The sequence below is a fragment of the Pseudomonas sp. IT-P12 genome (assembly GCF_949767465.1).
Lineage (GTDB): Bacteria > Pseudomonadota > Gammaproteobacteria > Pseudomonadales > Pseudomonadaceae > Aquipseudomonas.
In genome coordinates, this window is sequence record NZ_CATKPY010000011.1 from 523,184 (window position 1) to 541,449 (window position 18,266).

Annotated in this window: 16 protein-coding genes and 1 pseudogene; 9 read left to right on the top strand and 8 right to left on the bottom strand. The window is 55.3% G+C overall.

The genetic code is table 11. The features are described 5' to 3' along the window. Positions 1–34 precede the first annotated feature (34 nt). Genes ACM6IM_RS05580 through ACM6IM_RS05590 form a run of 3 tightly spaced genes read right to left on the bottom strand, consistent with a single transcriptional unit; the run spans position 35 to position 2,448 of the window. On the bottom strand, positions 35–478 hold the full coding sequence (locus tag ACM6IM_RS05580; RefSeq protein ID WP_414864448.1) for a TIR domain-containing protein: 444 nt from the start codon (positions 476–478) through the stop codon (positions 35–37). 11 nt (positions 479–489) lie between these two features. Next, positions 490–1,923, bottom strand: a complete 1,434-nt coding sequence (locus tag ACM6IM_RS05585) for an SIR2 family protein (RefSeq protein ID WP_414864449.1) — start codon at positions 1,921–1,923, stop codon at positions 490–492. 27 nt (positions 1,924–1,950) lie between these two features. After that, a complete protein-coding gene (locus ACM6IM_RS05590; protein ID WP_134722303.1) occupies positions 1,951–2,448 on the bottom strand; it encodes a toll/interleukin-1 receptor domain-containing protein in 498 nt (165 codons plus the stop codon). A 373-nt stretch (positions 2,449–2,821) separates the two neighbouring features. On the opposite strand from ACM6IM_RS05590, the gene ACM6IM_RS05595 reads away from it, so the two are divergent. Further along, positions 2,822–4,168, top strand: a complete 1,347-nt coding sequence (locus tag ACM6IM_RS05595; RefSeq protein WP_414864450.1) for a hypothetical protein — start codon at positions 2,822–2,824, stop codon at positions 4,166–4,168. A 58-nt stretch (positions 4,169–4,226) separates the two neighbouring features. On the opposite strand, the gene ACM6IM_RS05600 is transcribed toward ACM6IM_RS05595, so the two are convergent. Both ACM6IM_RS05600 and ACM6IM_RS05605 read right to left on the bottom strand, forming a co-directional pair. After that, entirely contained in the window at positions 4,227–4,979 is a 753-nt protein-coding gene (locus ACM6IM_RS05600; RefSeq protein ID WP_373940553.1) for an SIR2 family NAD-dependent protein deacylase, read from the bottom strand. 88 nt (positions 4,980–5,067) lie between these two features. Continuing rightward, a complete protein-coding gene (locus ACM6IM_RS05605) occupies positions 5,068–5,673 on the bottom strand; it encodes a hypothetical protein (protein ID WP_134722300.1) in 606 nt (201 codons plus the stop codon). A 464-nt stretch (positions 5,674–6,137) separates the two neighbouring features. On the opposite strand from ACM6IM_RS05605, the gene ACM6IM_RS05610 reads away from it, so the two are divergent. Beyond that, entirely contained in the window at positions 6,138–7,256 is a 1,119-nt protein-coding gene (locus tag ACM6IM_RS05610; RefSeq protein ID WP_373940508.1) for a hypothetical protein, read from the top strand. 462 nt (positions 7,257–7,718) lie between these two features. On the opposite strand, the gene ACM6IM_RS05615 is transcribed toward ACM6IM_RS05610, so the two are convergent. Further along, the gene (locus ACM6IM_RS05615) at positions 7,719–8,033 is read right to left on the bottom strand and encodes a hypothetical protein (protein WP_373940509.1); all 315 of its coding nucleotides are present in this window, start codon (positions 8,031–8,033) and stop codon (positions 7,719–7,721) included. A gap of 138 nt (positions 8,034–8,171) precedes the next feature. On the opposite strand from ACM6IM_RS05615, the pseudogene ACM6IM_RS05620 reads away from it, so the two are divergent. Further along, positions 8,172–8,993, top strand: a pseudogene (locus ACM6IM_RS05620) (NADPH-dependent oxidoreductase). A 107-nt stretch (positions 8,994–9,100) separates the two neighbouring features. On the opposite strand, the gene ACM6IM_RS05625 reads toward ACM6IM_RS05620, so the two are convergent. Further along, complete coding sequence (locus tag ACM6IM_RS05625; RefSeq protein ID WP_414864451.1) at positions 9,101–10,699, bottom strand: LA2681 family HEPN domain-containing protein; 1,599 nt, start codon at positions 10,697–10,699, stop codon at positions 9,101–9,103. A 249-nt stretch (positions 10,700–10,948) separates the two neighbouring features. Between ACM6IM_RS05625 and ACM6IM_RS05630 the strand changes: the two genes are divergently transcribed. The 4 genes from ACM6IM_RS05630 (at position 10,949) to ACM6IM_RS05645 (ending at position 14,460) form a co-directional block, all read left to right on the top strand. After that, a complete protein-coding gene (locus ACM6IM_RS05630) occupies positions 10,949–12,106 on the top strand; it encodes a hypothetical protein (RefSeq protein WP_304997376.1) in 1,158 nt (385 codons plus the stop codon). Between the two features lie 128 nt (positions 12,107–12,234). After that, the gene (locus ACM6IM_RS05635) at positions 12,235–13,266 is read left to right on the top strand and encodes a tetratricopeptide repeat protein (RefSeq protein WP_414864452.1); all 1,032 of its coding nucleotides are present in this window, start codon (positions 12,235–12,237) and stop codon (positions 13,264–13,266) included. Positions 13,267–13,894: 628 nt separating this feature from the next. Then, positions 13,895–14,185: a hypothetical protein gene (locus ACM6IM_RS05640; RefSeq protein ID WP_414864453.1), complete on the top strand. Its 291-nt coding sequence runs from the start codon at positions 13,895–13,897 to the stop codon at positions 14,183–14,185. Then, on the top strand, positions 14,182–14,460 hold the full coding sequence (locus tag ACM6IM_RS05645) for a hypothetical protein (RefSeq protein ID WP_414864454.1): 279 nt from the start codon (positions 14,182–14,184) through the stop codon (positions 14,458–14,460). The genes ACM6IM_RS05640 and ACM6IM_RS05645 overlap by 4 nt, the downstream gene beginning before the upstream one ends. Before the next feature lie 1,027 nt (positions 14,461–15,487). On the opposite strand, the gene ACM6IM_RS05650 is transcribed toward ACM6IM_RS05645, so the two are convergent. Then, positions 15,488–16,351 carry a LysR family transcriptional regulator gene (locus ACM6IM_RS05650; RefSeq protein WP_414864455.1) on the bottom strand — a complete coding sequence of 288 codons (864 nt, stop codon included), beginning with the start codon at positions 16,349–16,351 and terminating at the stop codon, positions 15,488–15,490. A 112-nt stretch (positions 16,352–16,463) separates the two neighbouring features. Between ACM6IM_RS05650 and ACM6IM_RS05655 the strand changes: the two genes are divergently transcribed. Beyond that, positions 16,464–17,072 (top strand): LysE family translocator, encoded by a 609-nt coding sequence (locus tag ACM6IM_RS05655; protein WP_414864835.1) that lies wholly within the window; start codon positions 16,464–16,466, stop codon positions 17,070–17,072. Positions 17,073–17,205: 133 nt separating this feature from the next. After that, complete coding sequence (locus tag ACM6IM_RS05660; protein WP_414864456.1) at positions 17,206–18,243, top strand: endonuclease/exonuclease/phosphatase family protein; 1,038 nt, start codon at positions 17,206–17,208, stop codon at positions 18,241–18,243. Positions 18,244–18,266: the final 23 nt, after the last annotated feature.

The following is an 18,266-nucleotide window of genomic DNA, read 5'->3' on the forward strand; positions in this document are numbered from 1 at the left end:
AAAGAGAGAGGCGCCATTCGGCGCCTCGTCGGTGTTACGGTTTACCGGCCGCCTTAGCAGCTGCTTCCACCCACTTGCCTAGGTTTTCCCGGCCATCATGGTTGTTCCACTGGTAGTGCGGCGCTCCGGGAACGCGAAGCCCACAGCAAGCTGTCGTGTTGCCTTTGAGATCGGCTATCTTGCTGATGTCGATGGTCAGGATGCCATTGCCACGCGCAATGCTCTGCTCGATCTCGTATTTCACCCACTTGCTCTTGTCCGTGGTTGCCCCAACGAGAAGGACGGTTACGCTGGTGCCATGCAGCTGATCATTGATCCATTTCTTGATGGCGGCATCGCCCTGGCGCTCCACTTCTTCGAAGTCAGCCTTGTCGATAAAGCCAACCTTTTGATCCGAAGCGATGACGTTGCTGTTACGCACGTTCATCGCGCGGTGTACATCCTCGTACTGAAAGCTGAAGAATACTTTTCTTGCCATGGTTATCGTCCTTAGATGAGGGGCAGCAGGGTCAGGATGACGTCGTGAGCACGCGCAAGGTCGGTACCTTCCGCGCCCAACTCCTGCAGCAGGGGGGTGATTTTCTTGCCGTGTTCGTACTTCGTCTCGTCATAGGCAGCCATCACCTCTTTCCAGAGGTCTGCCGATATCGAGCCGGTGATGCCTACAGGGATGACGAAAACGCCGCCGGCTACCGCCAGATCAAACTCTTCACGCATGCCATTCGACAGCACGACGTCACCGTTCGGGTTCAGCTTGTTCCCAAAGAGGAAGAGGGCAATGCCGGTATGGGCGAGCATGTCGCGCCGGTACTCTGTCCACAGCTCCTTCAGAGGCCGCTCCCCTGATTGGCTCTGCGGGAATGGCCGTAGAATCAGCTGGTCGCTATCCAGGCGATGGCCGTTCATGAGGGTCTGCTCAATAACACCTGAGATCACAGCGCTGCCGATACCCAACCCAAATCCGGAGATCACCCGGTATTGCCCTTTGCTGATGGCCTTGCTCAGCTTGTAAACGAAGTGCGTGGACTCACTCTCTGTCCATGGGCGGTAGTCATGGGCCGCGCCGGAAATGAAGATGGTCTTGCGCTTATGGCGATGCTCAATTTCCTGCAGAATCGCTGTAATTTCTTTGAAATCATCGACGTAAACTGCCTTGATGCCGAAGCGAAGCAACTCCTGCTTGAACAATTCTTCCTTGCGCACCCGATACTCGAAATCAGCTTGGGGTTCGTCTTTTTCCTGGCTGACCTTTCGCAGAATGCAGTAGTGCTGTCGCTGGTGCTTCGCATACTGGATGCGCACCCGGCTAAGGATGTAGTCGAGGTTTGGGTCGGTGAAGCTAAAGCCCAAGAACAAGAATGTCTTGGCAATGAGATCGCCACTGAGCGCGGTGATATAAGGCTGCATCTTGACGTGATAACGCTCATAGTCATCGCGAATCAGCACCGCTTCTGAAGCATGCTCCACATCACCATGCATTTTGTACACGACCGCGTCACGCTTGGGCTTAGTCGTGGCCAACTGCTTGACCGTGTGTTTGACGTCAGCGACCTTTTCGTTCTCCCCAAGCGCAGTTTCAATCAACTTATCGTAATTGGTCGTCCAGTAGGTCTGGATAGGCAGCCTGGCCAGGATCTCGTGGTTAACTGTGACTTTCACCTTGGTCGAGAACTCGGTCACGAGCATCTGGTCTAGCTTTGAACGGTTGGCGCCATTCGCGTTGGCGTGGTACTGCGCCAGCGCCACCAGATCTGTTTCCCTATCGATATCCAGATCCAGCTCATCGGCAATTGGTTTGAGCAGCGTTTTCCAGTTCACGAACCCGGCCCCTTGGGAGAAGCCTGCGCCAGCGAAAATGGCCAGATTACCCTCGGCCATTTCCTTGGAGAGGGTATCAACCAGCCGCAAATGTTCCCTTTTCATTCTTTTGCGCTACCGAACAGATTGGAGTTAGAGGTTTCGCACCCACGTGCCCTTGCCCTTGGTATCAAAGAGGGCAAGGCCAGAGCCGTGTTTGTCGACGTCAATTTTGTTGTAAAGGCTCAGATACTCGTTGCCATGAAAGTGGCCCTGGTTGTCCGAGGTAGGAATGATTGCGATGCGTTCATGAGCTTTTTTCCCATCAGCGAAACCGATCTCCCAAGGGCACCATCTCGACGCCATGGAATTCTGGGTCGCGAGGAAGAGAAACCAGTCAGCCTGAACGATTGCTACCTTGATGTTGAACGCGGTTTCACCGTCCGGTATCGCAGGCATCGTGTTGTCCTGCCAATCGATGTAAACGTCCCATCCCGCTTTCTTGAGCATTTCCTGCAGTCCCAAGGCAAGCTGTGCGTCCTGATGGCTGTGACTCAAGAAGGCAGTAGGTTGCCCAGGACGACGGCTGGAGTAGGCCTGGGCGGAGCGACTAAAGCTTGTGTTGCGCAAATCTGACTGGCGAATCGGCATAAGGCTTTCCTTGCAGTTGGCGGGCAAAATGCCAGCTTTCGGGAGTCGCCTCAAGCATGCGTAGTGGGTGGGGCAGCCCTTGGTTAAGCATTGATTTGAAACTACGCGAAAGGGAACGCCGCATACTTCGCGGCTTAGCGGCCGGACAATCATTTGTGCTGATAATCGCTCTGCGACCAAAGTATTAGAACTTGGTCACTCGCTAACCTGATTGTGCCTGATAGGCAATGCCTCACGCATAGCCTCCGCGATGATGCGCGCTTCATCTTATTTGTAACTGTTCTTGTCTGTGGAGTGGCCTAAGGACGCGATAACCATTGTCTGCAGCTACCATTGCCAAACTTTTCTACAGCGCTGCAGCGCAAGGAAGCGAATGCGAAGCCTCGATCACTGGGCCCATCGGCTGTTACAGGTTCCGCTGCTCATCGAATGCCCCTCTATGCAAGTCATTGGCTATGACCATGAGGAACCACTGTTCATCGGGCCAGGCCACATTTCCATCACGTCCCGCACGGAGATGGAGTTTGTGATGCATGGGAAACCTACCGACGCGCAAAAGGCTTACAAGCGCCTCATGCACGCCAATGAAAATCCGTTCGTCAACTTGGATCAACTTAGGGTTCTTGCCATCGACTACGAAGGCGTTGAATGGAACTGCGGATGGGCAGACGTTCGGATGGGAGATACGGCGCAGGGCATCTGGCGTCTTTCTGGAAGCTTACAGGCAATGATGACAATGGCCTCAGGTACGAGGGTGAGGCGCGAGGCAAGTGTAGAGGTCGTCTACGACGCCTGGTTGGACGTGCCAATCCCGTTGCTGACGCGTAAGGCAGTGCGTGAACGCGCTGACTCAATGTTCTCCTCAGGTGATGGCGTAGGTCAGCAGCACATCGTTGAAGTCGAAGGCGGGAGGATAGCTTTCAGTCAGACTTGGAATGATCATCGGCTGTGGGTGAGCGCCTCCGGATTCGAGCCATTGCCCGGCGTCTTCCTGGAAAATTGGATCGGAGAGCCCCTCAACATTCTCCTCGGCCAGCTGGTCTACCCACGTCTGATTGCGCGAAATATGGGCGATGGTACTGCGCTGGTGGCGTTGAGAAATGTTTCAGAGCACGCTGCTGACACAAGAATTTCATCGTTACTTTGCCAATCCAAGCGACGACACAGCGAAGCGTTCTGGGAGATGTACCGACTGCTTATGTCGATGATCATCAGGGCCGGCCAGGAAAAGACCGAACCGAATCTAGAGATGCACCCGTTGACTCACTTCTACCAGGAAATTGCGCAGGCGACGACTGGCTCGCACTGGGTTTTGTGTATGACCTTGGCCAGCGCGATCGAGGGCGTGACGAACTTGATGTTCCCAGCGCCGAAACAGGTACGGGTTCCTGATGATGAAGCCGATGCATGGGAAACCTCCATCAGAAGCTTAGAGGCCCATGTTTTGAGCTGGGAAGGGGAAAGAAAGCTGCGCGAAAGGCTTATGGACTCACTTCGGCTCGTACGGGCAAAGGGTGTGGTTCAGCGGCTTAAACCGCTAGTGGACAGTGGCACCATTGACAAAGAACACCTTGAGGCTTGGCGCCGCGTACGAAATAGCGTGATGCACGGCAACTTGGTCTCTCCCTGGTTGACCGAGGAGCTTGAGCAAAAACTGAATCGCCTGGCGGAGCTAACTCACAGGTTGAGCGAGGCCTACATACGGCAGTGCGCAGAGTAGCCCGCGCCGCGTCCTCACCTTTTGGTTCCTACCAAGTAACACACATGCACAGCTTAGATCAGCCGAAAGCCGCAGAAATCAAAGGCTGCATCATCTGGGTGGCCGGCCCTTGCAGGAAATGCTCATCCGCGCTGATCTCGAACGGTACTGGATTGATGTGCACCACCGTCGCCCCCTTACCCAATGCGCGGAGCGGCAGCTCTGCCGCGGGGAAGACCATGCCGGAAGTCCCTATCGATAAGAACAGATCACAGTCCTCTGCTGCTGCAAGCCCAGCATTCCAAGCACGCTCAGGAAGCATCTCGCCAAACCACACAACACCAGGGCGAATGAGGCCGTTACACCCTTCGCAGCTTGGAGGATCGAGGCGCTGGCCATTCTCGGACAGCTCTTGGACGGCCAGAGTCAACTCGTATGCAGCACCGCAGTCGAGACATCGCGGTGCGTGCAGACTTCCATGAAGGTGAATGACACCCTCACTTCCGGCTCGCTCATGAAGGTCGTCGACGTTCTGAGTCACGACGGTCAGCTTTGGAACGTAATCCGCAAGCTTCGCGATAGCCAGGTGTGCCGCATTTGGTGTGGCCTGAAGCACCTTTGATCTACGCCATTCATACCAGCCCCAGCACAGGCTAGGGTCTGCTCGGTACGCCTCCGCTGTCGCCAATTGGGCGGGGTCGAATCGCTCCCACAGCCCTGTTAACGCATCGCGAAAGGTAGGAATGCCGCTCTCAGCGGAAACGCCGGCGCCGGTGAAGACTGTCACGTGACGCGCCTGGCGCAGCCGCTCTGCAACAGAGTTAATGACCATGGTGTAATTCCTACAGAGTCGCTTTGCGATCTAGGTTACCCGAGCGGAGATTTGAGGTCATTGCAGTGTCCGTTGCAACCTGGCGCGATCACCAGGTTGAAGGATCAATCCCAGCCTGCTTGAGCGACTGAACAAATGATGGGTCTATCGCTACCTCGCCGGTTGTAGAGGCCGCTTGATTGAGCCTTACAGTCCGGAACTTCAACACGTGACCATTAGCCATCTGCTTGATGATGGACTTAGCCTTTTCACCGCCCGTGACCGTATAAGGACTCATGGTTTGAGCCGCGCTAGTCATTGCCTGCGCCTGGGCGCTTTTTACAAGCGCTGCCTGCTCCGGTGGAAGGTTAAGGGCATATTGCGGCACCTCAGGCAGCAAGCTAACGGGCGTCTCTTGAGGGCTGATAGTCCAGGCCGCATGCTGGTCGATACGCAACTGAACTGTCCCGACTGGGACTTTGAAGCGACCGCCAGACATGAGGCCTACGTAGACCTCGTTGCCCACCTTTCGCACGACCGGATAGTAGTTAAACGGTTTGGTGACGATGAGAGGGACATTGGTGTAATCACCGACCGTAACCATCATGGTGGTTTGATCAGTGAACTCGTCTGTTGAGCCCGTGGCCTTCCAGACCTGGCCAGCGCACCCTGTCAGCAAAAAAGCTGCAGCAGCGGTAGCGATGAGTCTCTTCATTCTGAGCTTCAAAATCGTGTGAGGGCGAAATATAGCAAAACGCCATGCCAAGCATGCAGTCGACACTTGGCTTCACACACGTGCGTAAAGCTACCGCTGGCTCCAACAACACGACAGCTGCAGTGGGCGATGGCGGCGGACTGGTCGAACAAAATCTGCTTTCCCAGGATTTACCTGCCTATCGGTCTGGGGCAACTGGGCCATGGGGGCCGTACAAAAGCCGTGAGGCTTTGCCTCTGGGCAGAGGATGACGCAGAGAGCCCTTCAGCTAATGTTGAGTACGGAGGAGTACAAATGTACCCCATGCACACCGAGGTCATTCTTGGCGTTCGGAAGTATCCGAGTGAGCAGCTTCCTCCAGGGCGGCCGCGAGCGTAGCCGACATAGGAGCCAGGTACGAATGTACCTTGGTGCGAGTCCAGCTTAGAAACTTTCCTTCTCGTCAGGTCGTTCCAGGAGACCGCATGTATAAGAACGTGAGTTTTACGGCCCGCGAGCTATTCGATCGAGCCTGGTCTACACCGGTTCTGAGGCTGGCGCGGGAGATTGGTGTTTCAGATGTCGCGCTGAGCAAGGCATGCAGGAAGGCTAGCATTTCACTGCCGCCTCGTGGACATTGGGCCAAGCCCGCCGAGAACCGCCCCAGCAAACCCGCTCCGCCCAACTCTACCGAGCTGATTACGTTTCGCGTATTGGACAGGACGATGCTACCTCCAGCGCCGCCCAAACCGCCCAGCATTCCCAAGCTAGAGAAAGTCAGAGTGCCGGACAAGTTAATAGACCCCCACCCGCTGGTGCGTAAATGGCTCCAGGCTGTCAGGGCTGCGAAGGATGTTGATGGACGGGTGGAGCTACGGCGCGAGCGGGTGTTGTATACCCGTATTTCGCGTGACATGGTTGATCGCGCTGCATTGCTTCTGGACACCTTGATAAAAGACAGCTCAAAACGCGGATGCATTTGGGAGGTGGATGATCACAACCGAACCACGGTAACGTTCGACGGGGAGATGGTTTATGTGACCCTGCGAGAGCGTATTGCAAAAGCAGTGAAACCTCCGCCACCCCCAGAGCCCCAGCCCAAGCGGCGCCGGATGCGTGAGCGGGTGATGTGGTTGGTGCGACGGGAAATCTACGTCTATAGCTCGACTGCCGAATTGACGCTGATTGCTCAAGAAAAGCCAGACGTAGGGTCGCAGAGGAGCTGGACAGACAGTAAGACGGGCCACCTAGAAGACAAACTTCATCAGTTCTGCACAGGTCTCGCCAAAGTAATAGAGCGGATGAGGGCGTATCGGGCGAGCATGGAGGAGTGGCGCCGTCAGCGTGAGAGTGAAGAAACCATTCGACGCCAAGCCATCATGAAAGCAGAGCACCAGCGAGCGCTGCAGCTGCGCTTAGTGGAGAACATGGAGAAGTGGGAGCAAGCGGTACGCCTGAGAAGGTTCATTGATGCCGTAGCAGCTGGCATTGGCGAGGTCAGCGAGAAGGAGGGGAGTCATGTGAAGGCGTGGGTGGAGTGGGCGAGGGAGCATGTCGATGTACTCGACCCTCTGGGCAAAGACGCCACCACCTCGCTTGACTGAGCAAACCCAGAGGGCCGCTGCTCTTTTGAAAGAGCGCTCATAGGTGGCGCCCTCAGGCGGCCGAGCTTGCTCCGCGCCTGGCTAGGATAATTGTCGGAATGGCAAGTCAGATTGACTGTAAACCACTTTTTCACACTGTAAACCAAGCTGGTTAACAGTATAGAAAGCAGGTTTACAGGTCTACGATTGGCTTCGGTTCACGGGTGCCTTGGCCGGTCTGCTAGCATCGCCTATCTGCGAAAGAGCTCCAATACCGACTCATCGCAATCCGCAGCATCTGGTCGCAAAGCAGTCGACGACAATCAATGCTAGGCACCACCTCATGCCACGAGCTGAGATACAGCCAGGAAGAAGCGATCTTGCACGGCTCGTGCCGGCGAATGGTAAACACCGATGTTCAAACTCAGGTCGGCGCTGCTACAACACCTCCTAGCGCAGCCTCAGCCGGTCTCCCATGGCGGACTACGCGACGCCCAACAGCTTTTCCAGTTGCGCATGCTCCCAGGTGCTCAGCAGCTCTACAGGGTCGGTGCTGTACGACTGCAGCGAGTCGAAAATGTAGGCACGTCCCTCTGGGCTGTAGCAGCTGTCGCAATAGTCGAGCGTGTCACAGTCGTTATAGAACGTGAGCACCCAGCCATCGGCCTCCACTGTCATCAGACCGCAGTAGATCTCAGTCCACGACTGCTGAACTAGACGGCGCATGCTACGAACCCCGAGAGCGATGTCCCGCAGGATCTGGTAAGCCTCGCGGGCTGTCAGTGGTTTTGCTTCCAAAAGAACGGTACCTGTATCTGGGTGTTGTCGGTCTATCCGTGTCCGACCTGGGCTGACCGAATGGTAAATGAAACCTTGCGTGTTGAGCGTGTCGCGCGGACATCGATTTGGTAGCCTTCGGCCCTTTGGAGCCTACTCATGACAGCCAATGCCCAGTCCAAGCTCAACGCCCGGTACGGCGCCCCTGACATTCCGCCGGTAACGCAATGGAATGAGGTCATTGAGCAACTGCTGGATCACCGGAGCGTCCGGGCATTCACTGATCAACCTCTGCCCGAAGGCACGATCGAGACACTGGTCGCAGCCGCCCAGTCCGCATCGACATCTTCCAATCTCCAGGTCTGGAGTGTCGTCGCCGTTCAAGATGTCGATCGTAAGAAGCGACTGTCAGACCTGGCCGGCAATCAGGCCTATATCCATCAAGCCCCACTGTTCCTAGTATGGCTTGCAGACCTATCTCGGGTCTCGCGCATCGCGGAGCAGGCAGGGGTAGAGCTGGAGGCGCTGCCGTACCTGGAAAGCTTGCTGCTCGGCACGATCGACGCAGCTTTGGCAGCTCAGAACGCTGTGGTTGCTCTGGAGTCGTTGGGGCTTGGCAGCGTATACATCGGCGGCATCCGTAATGACATCGAAGGTGTCGCCAAAGAGTTGGGGCTGCCGCCACAGGTCTATCCCGTCTTCGGCCTGTGCGTCGGCTATCCATCACCTGACCGTCCTGCAAAGGTAAAGCCGCGGCTGCCGCAGCAAGCCGTACTGCATCATGAAACCTATACGATCGCCGGCGAGGAGGGCGTCCTCTCGGAATACGATGCGCGCCTGGGTGCGTTCTATCAGCGTGAAGGCATGAAGGCCTCGGGCTGATCGGAGCAAGTGGTCAGCAGACTGCGGAATGTTTCGAGTCTGCATGGGCGTGAGGAGCTTCTGGGTGAGCTGGCGCGGATGGGCTTTGGGCTGCGGTAAAGCTCATCGTAGGCTTGCTGAACCCTTCAGCTGGTGTGCCGCTCGCTAGGTTTTCTGGTGTGGCCGCGCGCGGCTCAAGACGGTTCTTCATCGTATGGGCGCCGGTCTCAGGTTTTGAGGTCGTCCGGATAGTCTTCAACTGGTAAATGGCCAACCGGGCCGTCAGGCTTATGCTGCGATTCCTCAAAGTGCATTGCCAGGCACAGATAGATCAGCGCAGCCCTGGACAGCTTCAGCATCAACAGGCTCTTCGCGGCGAGGTCATCCCTGTCGAGCACAAATGCCACGTGATCAGTCCAGAGTTCTGAGGACTCGCCAATCCAATGGCAAGAATCCACGATTTTGGCGTACTTGTGCTCAAGGTGGTTTCTCAATTCATCAAGCGCCTGAGCATCAGGTCGAGCTACATCCTTCAGCTCCTTGGAGTAGATGTCTTGGGATACCCAATAGAGCGCGCGAAGCGGAAGATTCCGGGTGAACATGAATTCATCACGCACAACCCGCGGCTGGAGTAGACGACCATTTTTGTCCGATTTGAACCATACAGTCCGAAAGCCTACCGCCTTTTCGGGTATGCCCAGCTTCCAATAGGCATTGATAAAGTAGGCAACCTTATCCAGCAACGAATAGGCGCTGCGATAGGCAGTCTTGATCTGCTCCAGACCCATGCCATAGAGCGCGTAGTCGCAATTGAAGGCAAGTGCCATGCCCCTGTCTGCTACATGACCGGGTTTGGCGTGTTCTCCTAGGTAAAGACAATGACGGGCGAACCCGTACTCCTGCTTCAGCTGGTTGTAAAAGCCTAGGTACGTGATTCCAGCGTCGGCGTCATGATCGGGTAACCTCAGTACGTCTTGAGCGGCGGCGGGAAACGCTCCCAGGTCGTTCATGGGATTGAGGAATAACTCTTCCTCAAGGCACCATCGCCGGTAATGCCGCTCCTCCTTCGAGAAACCGAGGCTGTGCTCTAACAGCTCTGCATCATCATCGTCGTCGACGGATTCGGTTAGCCTGGCGTGATGCCATTTGAAAAACTCTATCGCTTCAGGATAGGTAGCGCCATCACGGCCCACTCCACCCGCGATGGCGAACCCCAGCTTGCGCCGTGCATGCACAAGGAGCCAATACGTATGACCAGGGTCGTATAGCGCCTTGCCATATTGAGCCAAGCCAAGGCCAAGGTTGCCCAGGGCCATACCCAGGATCGGATTATCCTCCAAGGCCTTGCGCCATTCCCCAAGCGCCTCGATCCATCGTCCACACACCTTGAGCGCATTGCCTAAGTTGCAGTGGATTCTGGAGCGAAGGATTGGTGACAGCTCTTTAAAACCTGTGTGCTGTATAGATGCGCGCAAGAAATAAAGCTGTTTGAGCAGAGCAGGGTGGTCAAGGGTATCGTCCTCCCATGACTGCACCTCCAGCTTCCTCAGCGCGGCCCATGCATTGGAACATGAGTAGAAAACGAGGCATCCGTTCTCCGGCTCGATGCGCGAAGCCACTAATTCCGCTAGCTCCGTCGCACGCCGCAAGATACCTTCATCGGCGCCGTCATCTGCAGCATCGATCAATGAGTCATAGAAGCGTAGAAGACGAGGAGAGTCGCCTGGGTTGCGAAGCTGTTCATTCAATGCCTTCAGAAGGTGAGAGCGGTCGTCTGCATGGGGTTCATAACCCTGCTCAGCAAAACGACGGGCGAAATCGTCCATGGGTAATCACCGCGATGAGAAGCTGACTATCTTAGCTGCCTTGAAAACATTCAGCGCCTACAACCGCGTAGTCAAAAGGTTGCCATGTCAGCATTAATTGGATGGCTCATGCACGAGCATCGCTCATCAAGCAGGACGACCCGCAACATTGATCCTGAGGCGCTCACTGCTTCCACAGTTACCAGCCCCGTTGAGCACCGATCGGCGGGCTAAGATCATTCAACGTGTGAAAAATTAAGAGGCGCAACTATGGCAGTAGTGTTCTTTCTACCCTGGGTGGCTGCTGCCGAAGAGCTGCGAATCGCAGATATGCGCCTGATCCCGTACGAAAGGGGCCGTTTGCCTGGTGAGGTCTTGGGCATCCCGCAAATAGCTTTCGACGGTGTCCTTGGCAATTACGGCGACCGGGGATTCGGATCTCACCCCTCTCAACCGATACATCAGGCGGCACTCATCATCTGGGATGATGACACACCTGGACTGGAGGTTTCAGACGCTCAGATCCAACAGCGATTGCTAGAGAGCTCCTACCTCGCATTCTCCGCCATGGCAGCCCGCTCGCTATGTTCAATGTTCGGGTACTACAACGCCGACACTCTCCAAGTCGTGGCGCAGCGGTTCGATGTCGCCTCACCGGGTCATTCCTGTATGACCACGCGCCGGCGTGACGGTGGAACACAAAACATGTTGGCGGGGAGTGGGGGGCTCAAGTTCATTCGGCCTTACCACGTCGACAATCGCACGCAGATCTCGCTCGACACGCCACTGCTCGAAGCATTACTCAAGCTACCTAATGGGGAGCTTAAGGAACGCATCGACGAGGCGGTGGTTTCCTTCCTCAGAGCAAACACCGATGCCACATCCATGGATGAGCGATCTGAGCTGATCCTGATGAGGATTGCCATAGACACGTTACTCAACGTCCCACATGACAAAGCCGCCTTCCGCAGGGCTATTAACGAACACTTCGATGAGCTACCGAACCCGCCCATTTGGCATAAAGGGAGCCTAGACGAATCGCGGTGGCGCGAGCACTGGGACAAACACGTCAATCGCCCAGTCGACGCTTGGGTTCACGATTTCTGTGCCGCTCGTAACGCCGCAGCTCATGGCCCCGCAAATGGTGAAAAAGGGAGTATCTGGCCCCGCCATAATCACCTCATTTTTTCCGCCTGGTTGCTGCCCCTAATCGTCAAGAAGCTGCTCGCTCAAGCGGGGATTTATAAACTCAGCGCCGAGAACAAGGTCGCCCGGGCGGGATTTGAGGTTTTTCTGGCCCACGATCTGCTGGCTGTCACCGAGGAGGAGGGTACAAACGTTTGGTGGCAAATAGCGGAGTCTGAGCTTTTTCAGCCTCTGCTTGCTGAGCAATTGCAGCAGGCGCTGAGTGAGACGTCTGGAGAGTGAGCGAGCCTTATGGCTCTAGGCCCTAAGCTCCCGCAGTGGTCGTGTGTGGCTAGCTGCTGAGCATCGGGTACACTATTCGGAATGTGCGTCCGCATTCCAGCACGCTCAAATTTCCAAAGGAGTAGGAGATGGGCATTTTCAGCTGGCTGTTCAACAGGCCCAAGGCCGTCAAATCCAATACCGCAGCAAAGCACCAGCCCGCTCAGGCTCAATCCCAGGTCGCTCAGCCAGATCTCCAAGCTATCCCTCAGATCCGACGTGACAAGCATTTCCTCAGAGTCGATTCGCTCAGTTTCTCAGGCGTCTATCAACTGTCTAAGTCCAAGAAGTGGGCGATCGCCTGGAGAGACTCCGATCCGTCAGCGGGTCGGGGAGGTCACAGAGAATCCGGTTTAGGGGCCTACGTGCTTGCAGATGCGAGCAGCGGTACCGTTGCCTGTCATGGGAGTATGCCTAGGCCAAACAATGGCCACGTGTGTGACACCGGCGTGTTCTGCCTGGAAGATTGGCATTTTGGCAGCACCCTGTCTGGGACATTCAGCGTTTACGATCCCAGTGGCTCTGTGGTCTTCACCAGAGAGCTCACGGCCAATATTCTCACCAGCGGCATTTCTAGGCATGGGAAATACGCATTCTGCGCTACCGCCAACAGCCCAACCGATCATGGCAACAAGGTGTTCCTGTTTGACCTGGTCAATCGGGTCGAAATGTACAGTGCCACCCCGAAGGCCGGATGGCCTGATAGCTACGAAGTGGACGAGAGCACGGGCGAACTCGTGGCGCTGTTCAAGGACATGGGCAGCTTCCGGTACGACATTTATGGCCAATTCGTGGATGCCGATCAGCTCGGCGATGCCAACCTCAACTCCTCCCGTTACGACCGAATCATCCTCGCTGCAGAAAAGATTTTGGGGGAGGGCTACCTGACAGACGAGCGCACCCAGGAAGTCCTGACCGCTGTACAGCGTGCCCGCTCGCTCGGTGCAGATGAAAACCCTGCCTGGAAGCCAACAGTGCTCAAAGTCCAGGGGCTTGCACACGAGCAGCTGGGCCAGTACCCCGAAGCAGTCCAAGTCTACGAGCAGGCGCTGGCTTTGAATCCAAAAATTGGCGTTAAGCGCAGGCTTACGTCGGTGAGTAAGAGGATCAAGGCTGAGTAGCAGGGGCCGCGACCCATTTACTCCCATTCTCCCATTCGGGTTGATGATCGCTTGGCGCAGCGCACTTGCCCCCTGCAAAATCAGGCTGTGAAGCGCCGCTGCCTTAACGTCCTGCTGGCTCTCGGCTGTGAAGGCCTGGCTGACTGGGCATTTGAATCTGTGCAGGACGGGCGGTAGACACCCAACGCTGTCGCGTTTGGCCGGTGCAACGACGGCTCGGCATAGCAACCAGGGATGTCAAAGGTCAATTATTGAAATAGTCGATCTCTCGCAACCGCACGGGTCTGCAAGCGATCAAAACATGCGGCTCAGGTGTGGTGGGGTGTCAGCACTGAGGGAACTGATTTTTCGGCCCGACTGCATGGGGGCCAATTTTTGAGCATTTTTTCTCTTTCAATATATGCTTAAAACAGTCCTTGGTTGGAGCCACAAATATTGCAAGGCGCCTACGGATTTTTGGCATTGTACCTAGATCTGTAAAAATCTATTGAGCCCCGTTTTAACGCCAGGTCTGAGTTACCAAGGTTGCAACAATCTGGATTTTGAATCAGACGGGCGGTACTAGGGGGGAGGGTGGTGCAGTACACTCTCCCTATTCGGATCACGAAGGTCAAGCATCGGAGTCCTTATGAGCCCCTCACCACACGGTTTAGTCGGCATCCGCCTCGCAGAAAAGCAGATCGAAACGCTCAGGCAGCGGATTGATTCGCTCCAGCAGGATCCAGGCTATGCGCAGGATGTGGAATTCTACGGAAAGCTTCAGGGGCTGATGCAAAAATTTGGGTTTACCTCTCAGGATGTGGTGGAGCTGCTGATGTTGAGGGGAGATCTAGAGCTTGCACCGAACCTAACCGTATCGCGTTTGAGGTACATCTTCAGCCTGATCGAGGGTGAGGCCCGGGTAGAGAGGGGTGCATGAAGATGGGTGAGGGCCAAGGCAAAACGATCCATCAGAAGCTGGGCCGGCTGATCGAGCTGAATCAGGACATCGGGCTGCGTTATCGCTTGTCCTGCGAGCTGATGGAGGATCCGGGAGTATCGGATTGCTTAAGATTTCTAGGGGAGCTTGATCACTTAGCGCTTCAGTACGGGTTTAGTCCGAGCGAAATCATTGCGCTGCTGAATGCGGAGGACAAAGAGGGCGCGATAATAAGATCAGAGCCAGAGGGGGCTGAGCCTCAGATGAAACCTTGAGATCTATTTCAATAAAGAATTATCGCCTAACTCAACTAAATGACTATTTAGTTGAGTTATATGGTGGCTGTGCTACGGATCCCACGATAGTGCGAAGCAGCGGCGAAGATTAACGGAAATCTGGGTTATGAATTCTCTAAGCAGTCATTTAATAGCGATAGAAATCTCCAAATGGCTGCTGTAATCGATGTTGGCGTGGGGTCTTCTCAGAATCTAGGGCGCGGGACGTGGCGAATGACGTCTAGACCGCAGCGGCGGCGATATCGGCAAGCTAAATCGAAAAGTACGAGGGTGTCCAGCCTAACGAATGGTGTCGATCCGCTTGGTGCGATGGCCAAAAATGTAGCCTCGATGACCTGATCACCCACCTGAACTCAATGTGTGGTAATTAAGGACTATATTGAAGTTTTACGCATTAAATATTAATGGTGTCGCGGGATATATTGGAGCTTGATGCATTAAACATCAAAGGCGCCTTGCTTCAGATTTGATGCCATGCACCTCAGATTACTTCCTTGATGCCAAGCATCTAAGTTCGCTTCCAGCAAACTTTTGTAACCACTTGTCCGATTTCTTCGGCATGTTTAGTGGAGCGTGGTTTCATGGTACATGGAATCAAATTTACAAGCGCCGATTCCTTAATGACTTTCTCAACGTCTCCAAGCGCTTTCACAGGATGATTTAAATCTAGGACGAGGACGCAGAGGCTTTGGACGATTGACAAACTTGCCAAAGTGATCCCGAGAAAAAGGTATGAAGCGAGAAGTAATGTGAACCCTATGGAGTGGAGACCTCAAGAAAACGCGATTACTTCCAGGTTTGGGGTCAAGATTGCTTCGGCGGACTACCAAGGCTGAGGGGACAATTTGCTGTGTGAAAAGCCGTGGGTAACCGGGGGGATATTGAAATACGTTGTTACGTGTAATGTATATTATGTTAAACGAGGTGTTTAAGTCTTCCAGCGCATTCAGCCCTTCGCCGCCCCCACCTCATCCCCGTTACATCACCGATCCCAAAAACCGCATGACTATGTCTGGCTTCTCAACGCGTTGATGATGAACGCATGAAGGCTATTGACCGCTTTCGACCGGCGGGACGCTCGGCTGCGTAAAATCGAAACTTCCATGGGCTTGATGCTCCCCAAACCGTGTTCGCTGCCCAAGACCTGAAGCGATGCTTGTACGGTGCACTGCGTGATGGCCGCAATGGCGAGCCCACCTTCGACGGCAGCCACCTGGCCAGCCAGGCTGGAGCTGTTGTAGACCACCTTGAATTCGCGCCCCTGTTGGGTCAGTGAGTTCACCGCAAAATGCCGGGCCAGGCTTTCACTTTCGTAGACGGCAATGGGCACCGGGTCTCGTCTCCACAATTCGAATTGGGCCGAGCCCACCCAAACCATCGGTTCCTTGAACAGAAATGTGCCGCATTGAGGTGAATCTCTGGACACCAGGGCAAGATCAAGATCGCCACTTCGCACCCGCGGAATCAGCCTGGTCGATTGTTCACAGGTCAGTTCTATTTCCACGCCGGCGTAGCGCGGTGAAAAGCGCTTCAGCACCGGCGTGAGATACGCTGCCGCGTAGTCCTCCGCGACACCCAGGCGGATTCGTCCGGTCAACGCTTCACCGTGAAAAGCCGCCTGGGTTTCAGCGTGCAGTGCGAGCATGCGACGTGCGTAGCCCAGCAATGTCTGGCCGTCATCGGTCAGTTGAAGGTGCCTCGGACCGCGACTGAGCAACTGCCGTCCAAGCGCGGTTTCCAGCTTTTTCATCTGCATGCTGACGGCAGACTGTGATCGGTTTATCTCATGGGCTGCGCCGGATAACGAGCCTGCATCCACGACGGCCACGAAGCATTTGAGCCAATCGATCTGCAAATCACTGGCAGGCATCGCGTTTACCTCTATTCGTTAATCGAATGGCTAATACGTGAATTATGCGCTTTTCATGATTGCTGATCATCCGCAGCATGCGGGTCTGAATCAACAAAAAGTGGATTGGATCATGCCCTTTGAGACTTGGTTGCTCTATCTGTTTACCTGTTGCGGCATCGCGGTAGTACCAGGTCCCAATGCGTTATTGGTGCTGACCCATGGCGCTCTTCACGGGCGTCGGAAAACACTGTTTACCATTACTGGCGGCGTACTCGGTTTTGCACTCGTGCTTTCGCTGTGTGCATTGGGGTTGGGTGCGCTGATCCAGGCCTCGGCCACCGGGTTCACGGTCTTGAAGGTTGTCGGAGGGCTCTATCTGATCTGGTTGGGCTTCGAGTTGTGGCGGGCTGCCCCTGTCAGCCTGGATACGGTCGGTACGACAAGCCAGCGAACCTGGTCGCTGTTCCGGCAAGGGCTGGTGTCGGCCCTTTCAAACCCCAAGGCAATACTGCTGTTCACGGCGTTTATCCCTCCCTTCCTCGATCCCCACAGAAATATCCTCGCGCAGACGGCCGTCATCGCACTGACTTACGCGGTCGTGGAGTTCGTTGTCGAGTATCTGGTGGCCAGCGCTGCGCACCGGGTCAGGCCCTGGTTGGCTCGAACCGGTCGGCGCTTCAATAAAGTCTGTGGTGGTTTTTTTGTTCTTTTTGGCGTCGCCCTGCCCATCCATGCCTGAAGCGTCTGTTGCAAAGCCCCCCTACTCTCCTATCCTCTCAACACCGGATGAGGTGCTTTGACTGTGCAGTAGCCGATCGGATTACCGGTGAACAAAGGCCGCCACTGGATTGCCCCTCAACCGGAGAACTTCCATGCCTTACTACCCGAATCTGAAAAAGCTCGACGATCAAAAGCGTCGCCGTACCGTCAAGGGCCTCAAAGGATTGCGCGCAGCGCTCAAGGAACAGATTCCCGCGCGTACCGCGACAGACACGTTGCTCCTGGCTACGTGGAATATTCGCGAGTTTGATTCCGGAAAGTATGGTTATCGCGATGATGAGTCTTACTACTACATCGCTGAGATTCTCAGCCGTTTCGATCTGATCGCTGTCCAGGAAATTCGAGCGGGCCTGTATCCGCTGCAGCACCTGAAAAGCCTGATGGGCAGCTGGTGGGATTTTCTGGTCACCGACGTAACGCTCGGCACAGCCGGCAACTCCGAGCGCATGGCCTATCTGTACGACACACGAAAGGTCAGATTTACCGGCTTGGCGGCTGAGCTTGTGCTGTCGAAGGCGTCGGGTGAAAAAGAGGAGCCGGTGCAGATGGCACGCTCCCCCTACCTCGCCGGATTCCGCGCGGGATGGGCCTACATTACCCTGGCCACGGTCCATATCTACTATGGAGACAGCAAACCGGTCGATACCAGGCGACTTGCAGAGATAACAGCCTTTGCAAACACCCTTGCGAAAAATGCCAGGAAACTCTCAGCCTCCCCCCAGTATGAGCCTGGGGGCGAACCGGCTCCGGATAACCTGATCATGCTCGGTGATTTCAATATCTTCAGTACAACGGACGCGACGATGAAGGCAATCGAGAAAGCCGGCTTCATCGTCCCACCGCAGTTACAGTCCATCCCGGGCTCTAACGTCGAACAGAACAAGCATTACGATCAAGTGGCCTACCACAAGCAACTCGCCCGTCTGAAACCGACCGGGAAGGCCGGTGTCTTTGATTTCTATGACACGGTCTACAAGTCGGATGATGAGGTGTCCTATGCCCAGGATCGCGCTGAGAAGCCTGGACAAAGTTTCAAGGAGTGGCGCACATACCGCATGAGCGATCACCTGCCGATGTGGATCGAGTTCGGTATCGATGATGGAGATACGTACCTGGACAGCCTTTTGTGAGTCAGCTCAACAGCAGCGCCACA

What these genes read in the sequence shown, in the direction of transcription:
- ACM6IM_RS05605 (WP_134722300.1), bottom strand. Translation starts at nt 5,673, where the DNA reads ATGAAGAGACTCATCGCTACCGCTGCTGCAGCTTTTTTGCTGACAGGG.
- ACM6IM_RS05645 (WP_414864454.1), top strand. Translation starts at nt 14,182, where the DNA reads ATGAAGATGGGTGAGGGCCAAGGCAAAACGATCCATCAGAAGCTGGGC.
- ACM6IM_RS05585 (WP_414864449.1), bottom strand. Translation starts at nt 1,923, where the DNA reads ATGAAAAGGGAACATTTGCGGCTGGTTGATACCCTCTCCAAGGAAATG.
- ACM6IM_RS05635 (WP_414864452.1), top strand. Translation starts at nt 12,235, where the DNA reads ATGGGCATTTTCAGCTGGCTGTTCAACAGGCCCAAGGCCGTCAAATCC.
- ACM6IM_RS05595 (WP_414864450.1), top strand. Translation starts at nt 2,822, where the DNA reads ATGCGAAGCCTCGATCACTGGGCCCATCGGCTGTTACAGGTTCCGCTG.
- ACM6IM_RS05590 (WP_134722303.1), bottom strand. Translation starts at nt 2,448, where the DNA reads ATGCCGATTCGCCAGTCAGATTTGCGCAACACAAGCTTTAGTCGCTCC.
- ACM6IM_RS05625 (WP_414864451.1), bottom strand. Translation starts at nt 10,699, where the DNA reads ATGGACGATTTCGCCCGTCGTTTTGCTGAGCAGGGTTATGAACCCCAT.
- ACM6IM_RS05650 (WP_414864455.1), bottom strand. Translation starts at nt 16,351, where the DNA reads ATGCCTGCCAGTGATTTGCAGATCGATTGGCTCAAATGCTTCGTGGCC.
- ACM6IM_RS05630 (WP_304997376.1), top strand. Translation starts at nt 10,949, where the DNA reads ATGGCAGTAGTGTTCTTTCTACCCTGGGTGGCTGCTGCCGAAGAGCTG.
- ACM6IM_RS05655 (WP_414864835.1), top strand. Translation starts at nt 16,464, where the DNA reads ATGCCCTTTGAGACTTGGTTGCTCTATCTGTTTACCTGTTGCGGCATC.
- ACM6IM_RS05580 (WP_414864448.1), bottom strand. Translation starts at nt 478, where the DNA reads ATGGCAAGAAAAGTATTCTTCAGCTTTCAGTACGAGGATGTACACCGC.
- ACM6IM_RS05660 (WP_414864456.1), top strand. Translation starts at nt 17,206, where the DNA reads ATGCCTTACTACCCGAATCTGAAAAAGCTCGACGATCAAAAGCGTCGC.
- ACM6IM_RS05610 (WP_373940508.1), top strand. Translation starts at nt 6,138, where the DNA reads ATGTATAAGAACGTGAGTTTTACGGCCCGCGAGCTATTCGATCGAGCC.
- ACM6IM_RS05640 (WP_414864453.1), top strand. Translation starts at nt 13,895, where the DNA reads ATGAGCCCCTCACCACACGGTTTAGTCGGCATCCGCCTCGCAGAAAAG.
- ACM6IM_RS05600 (WP_373940553.1), bottom strand. Translation starts at nt 4,979, where the DNA reads ATGGTCATTAACTCTGTTGCAGAGCGGCTGCGCCAGGCGCGTCACGTG.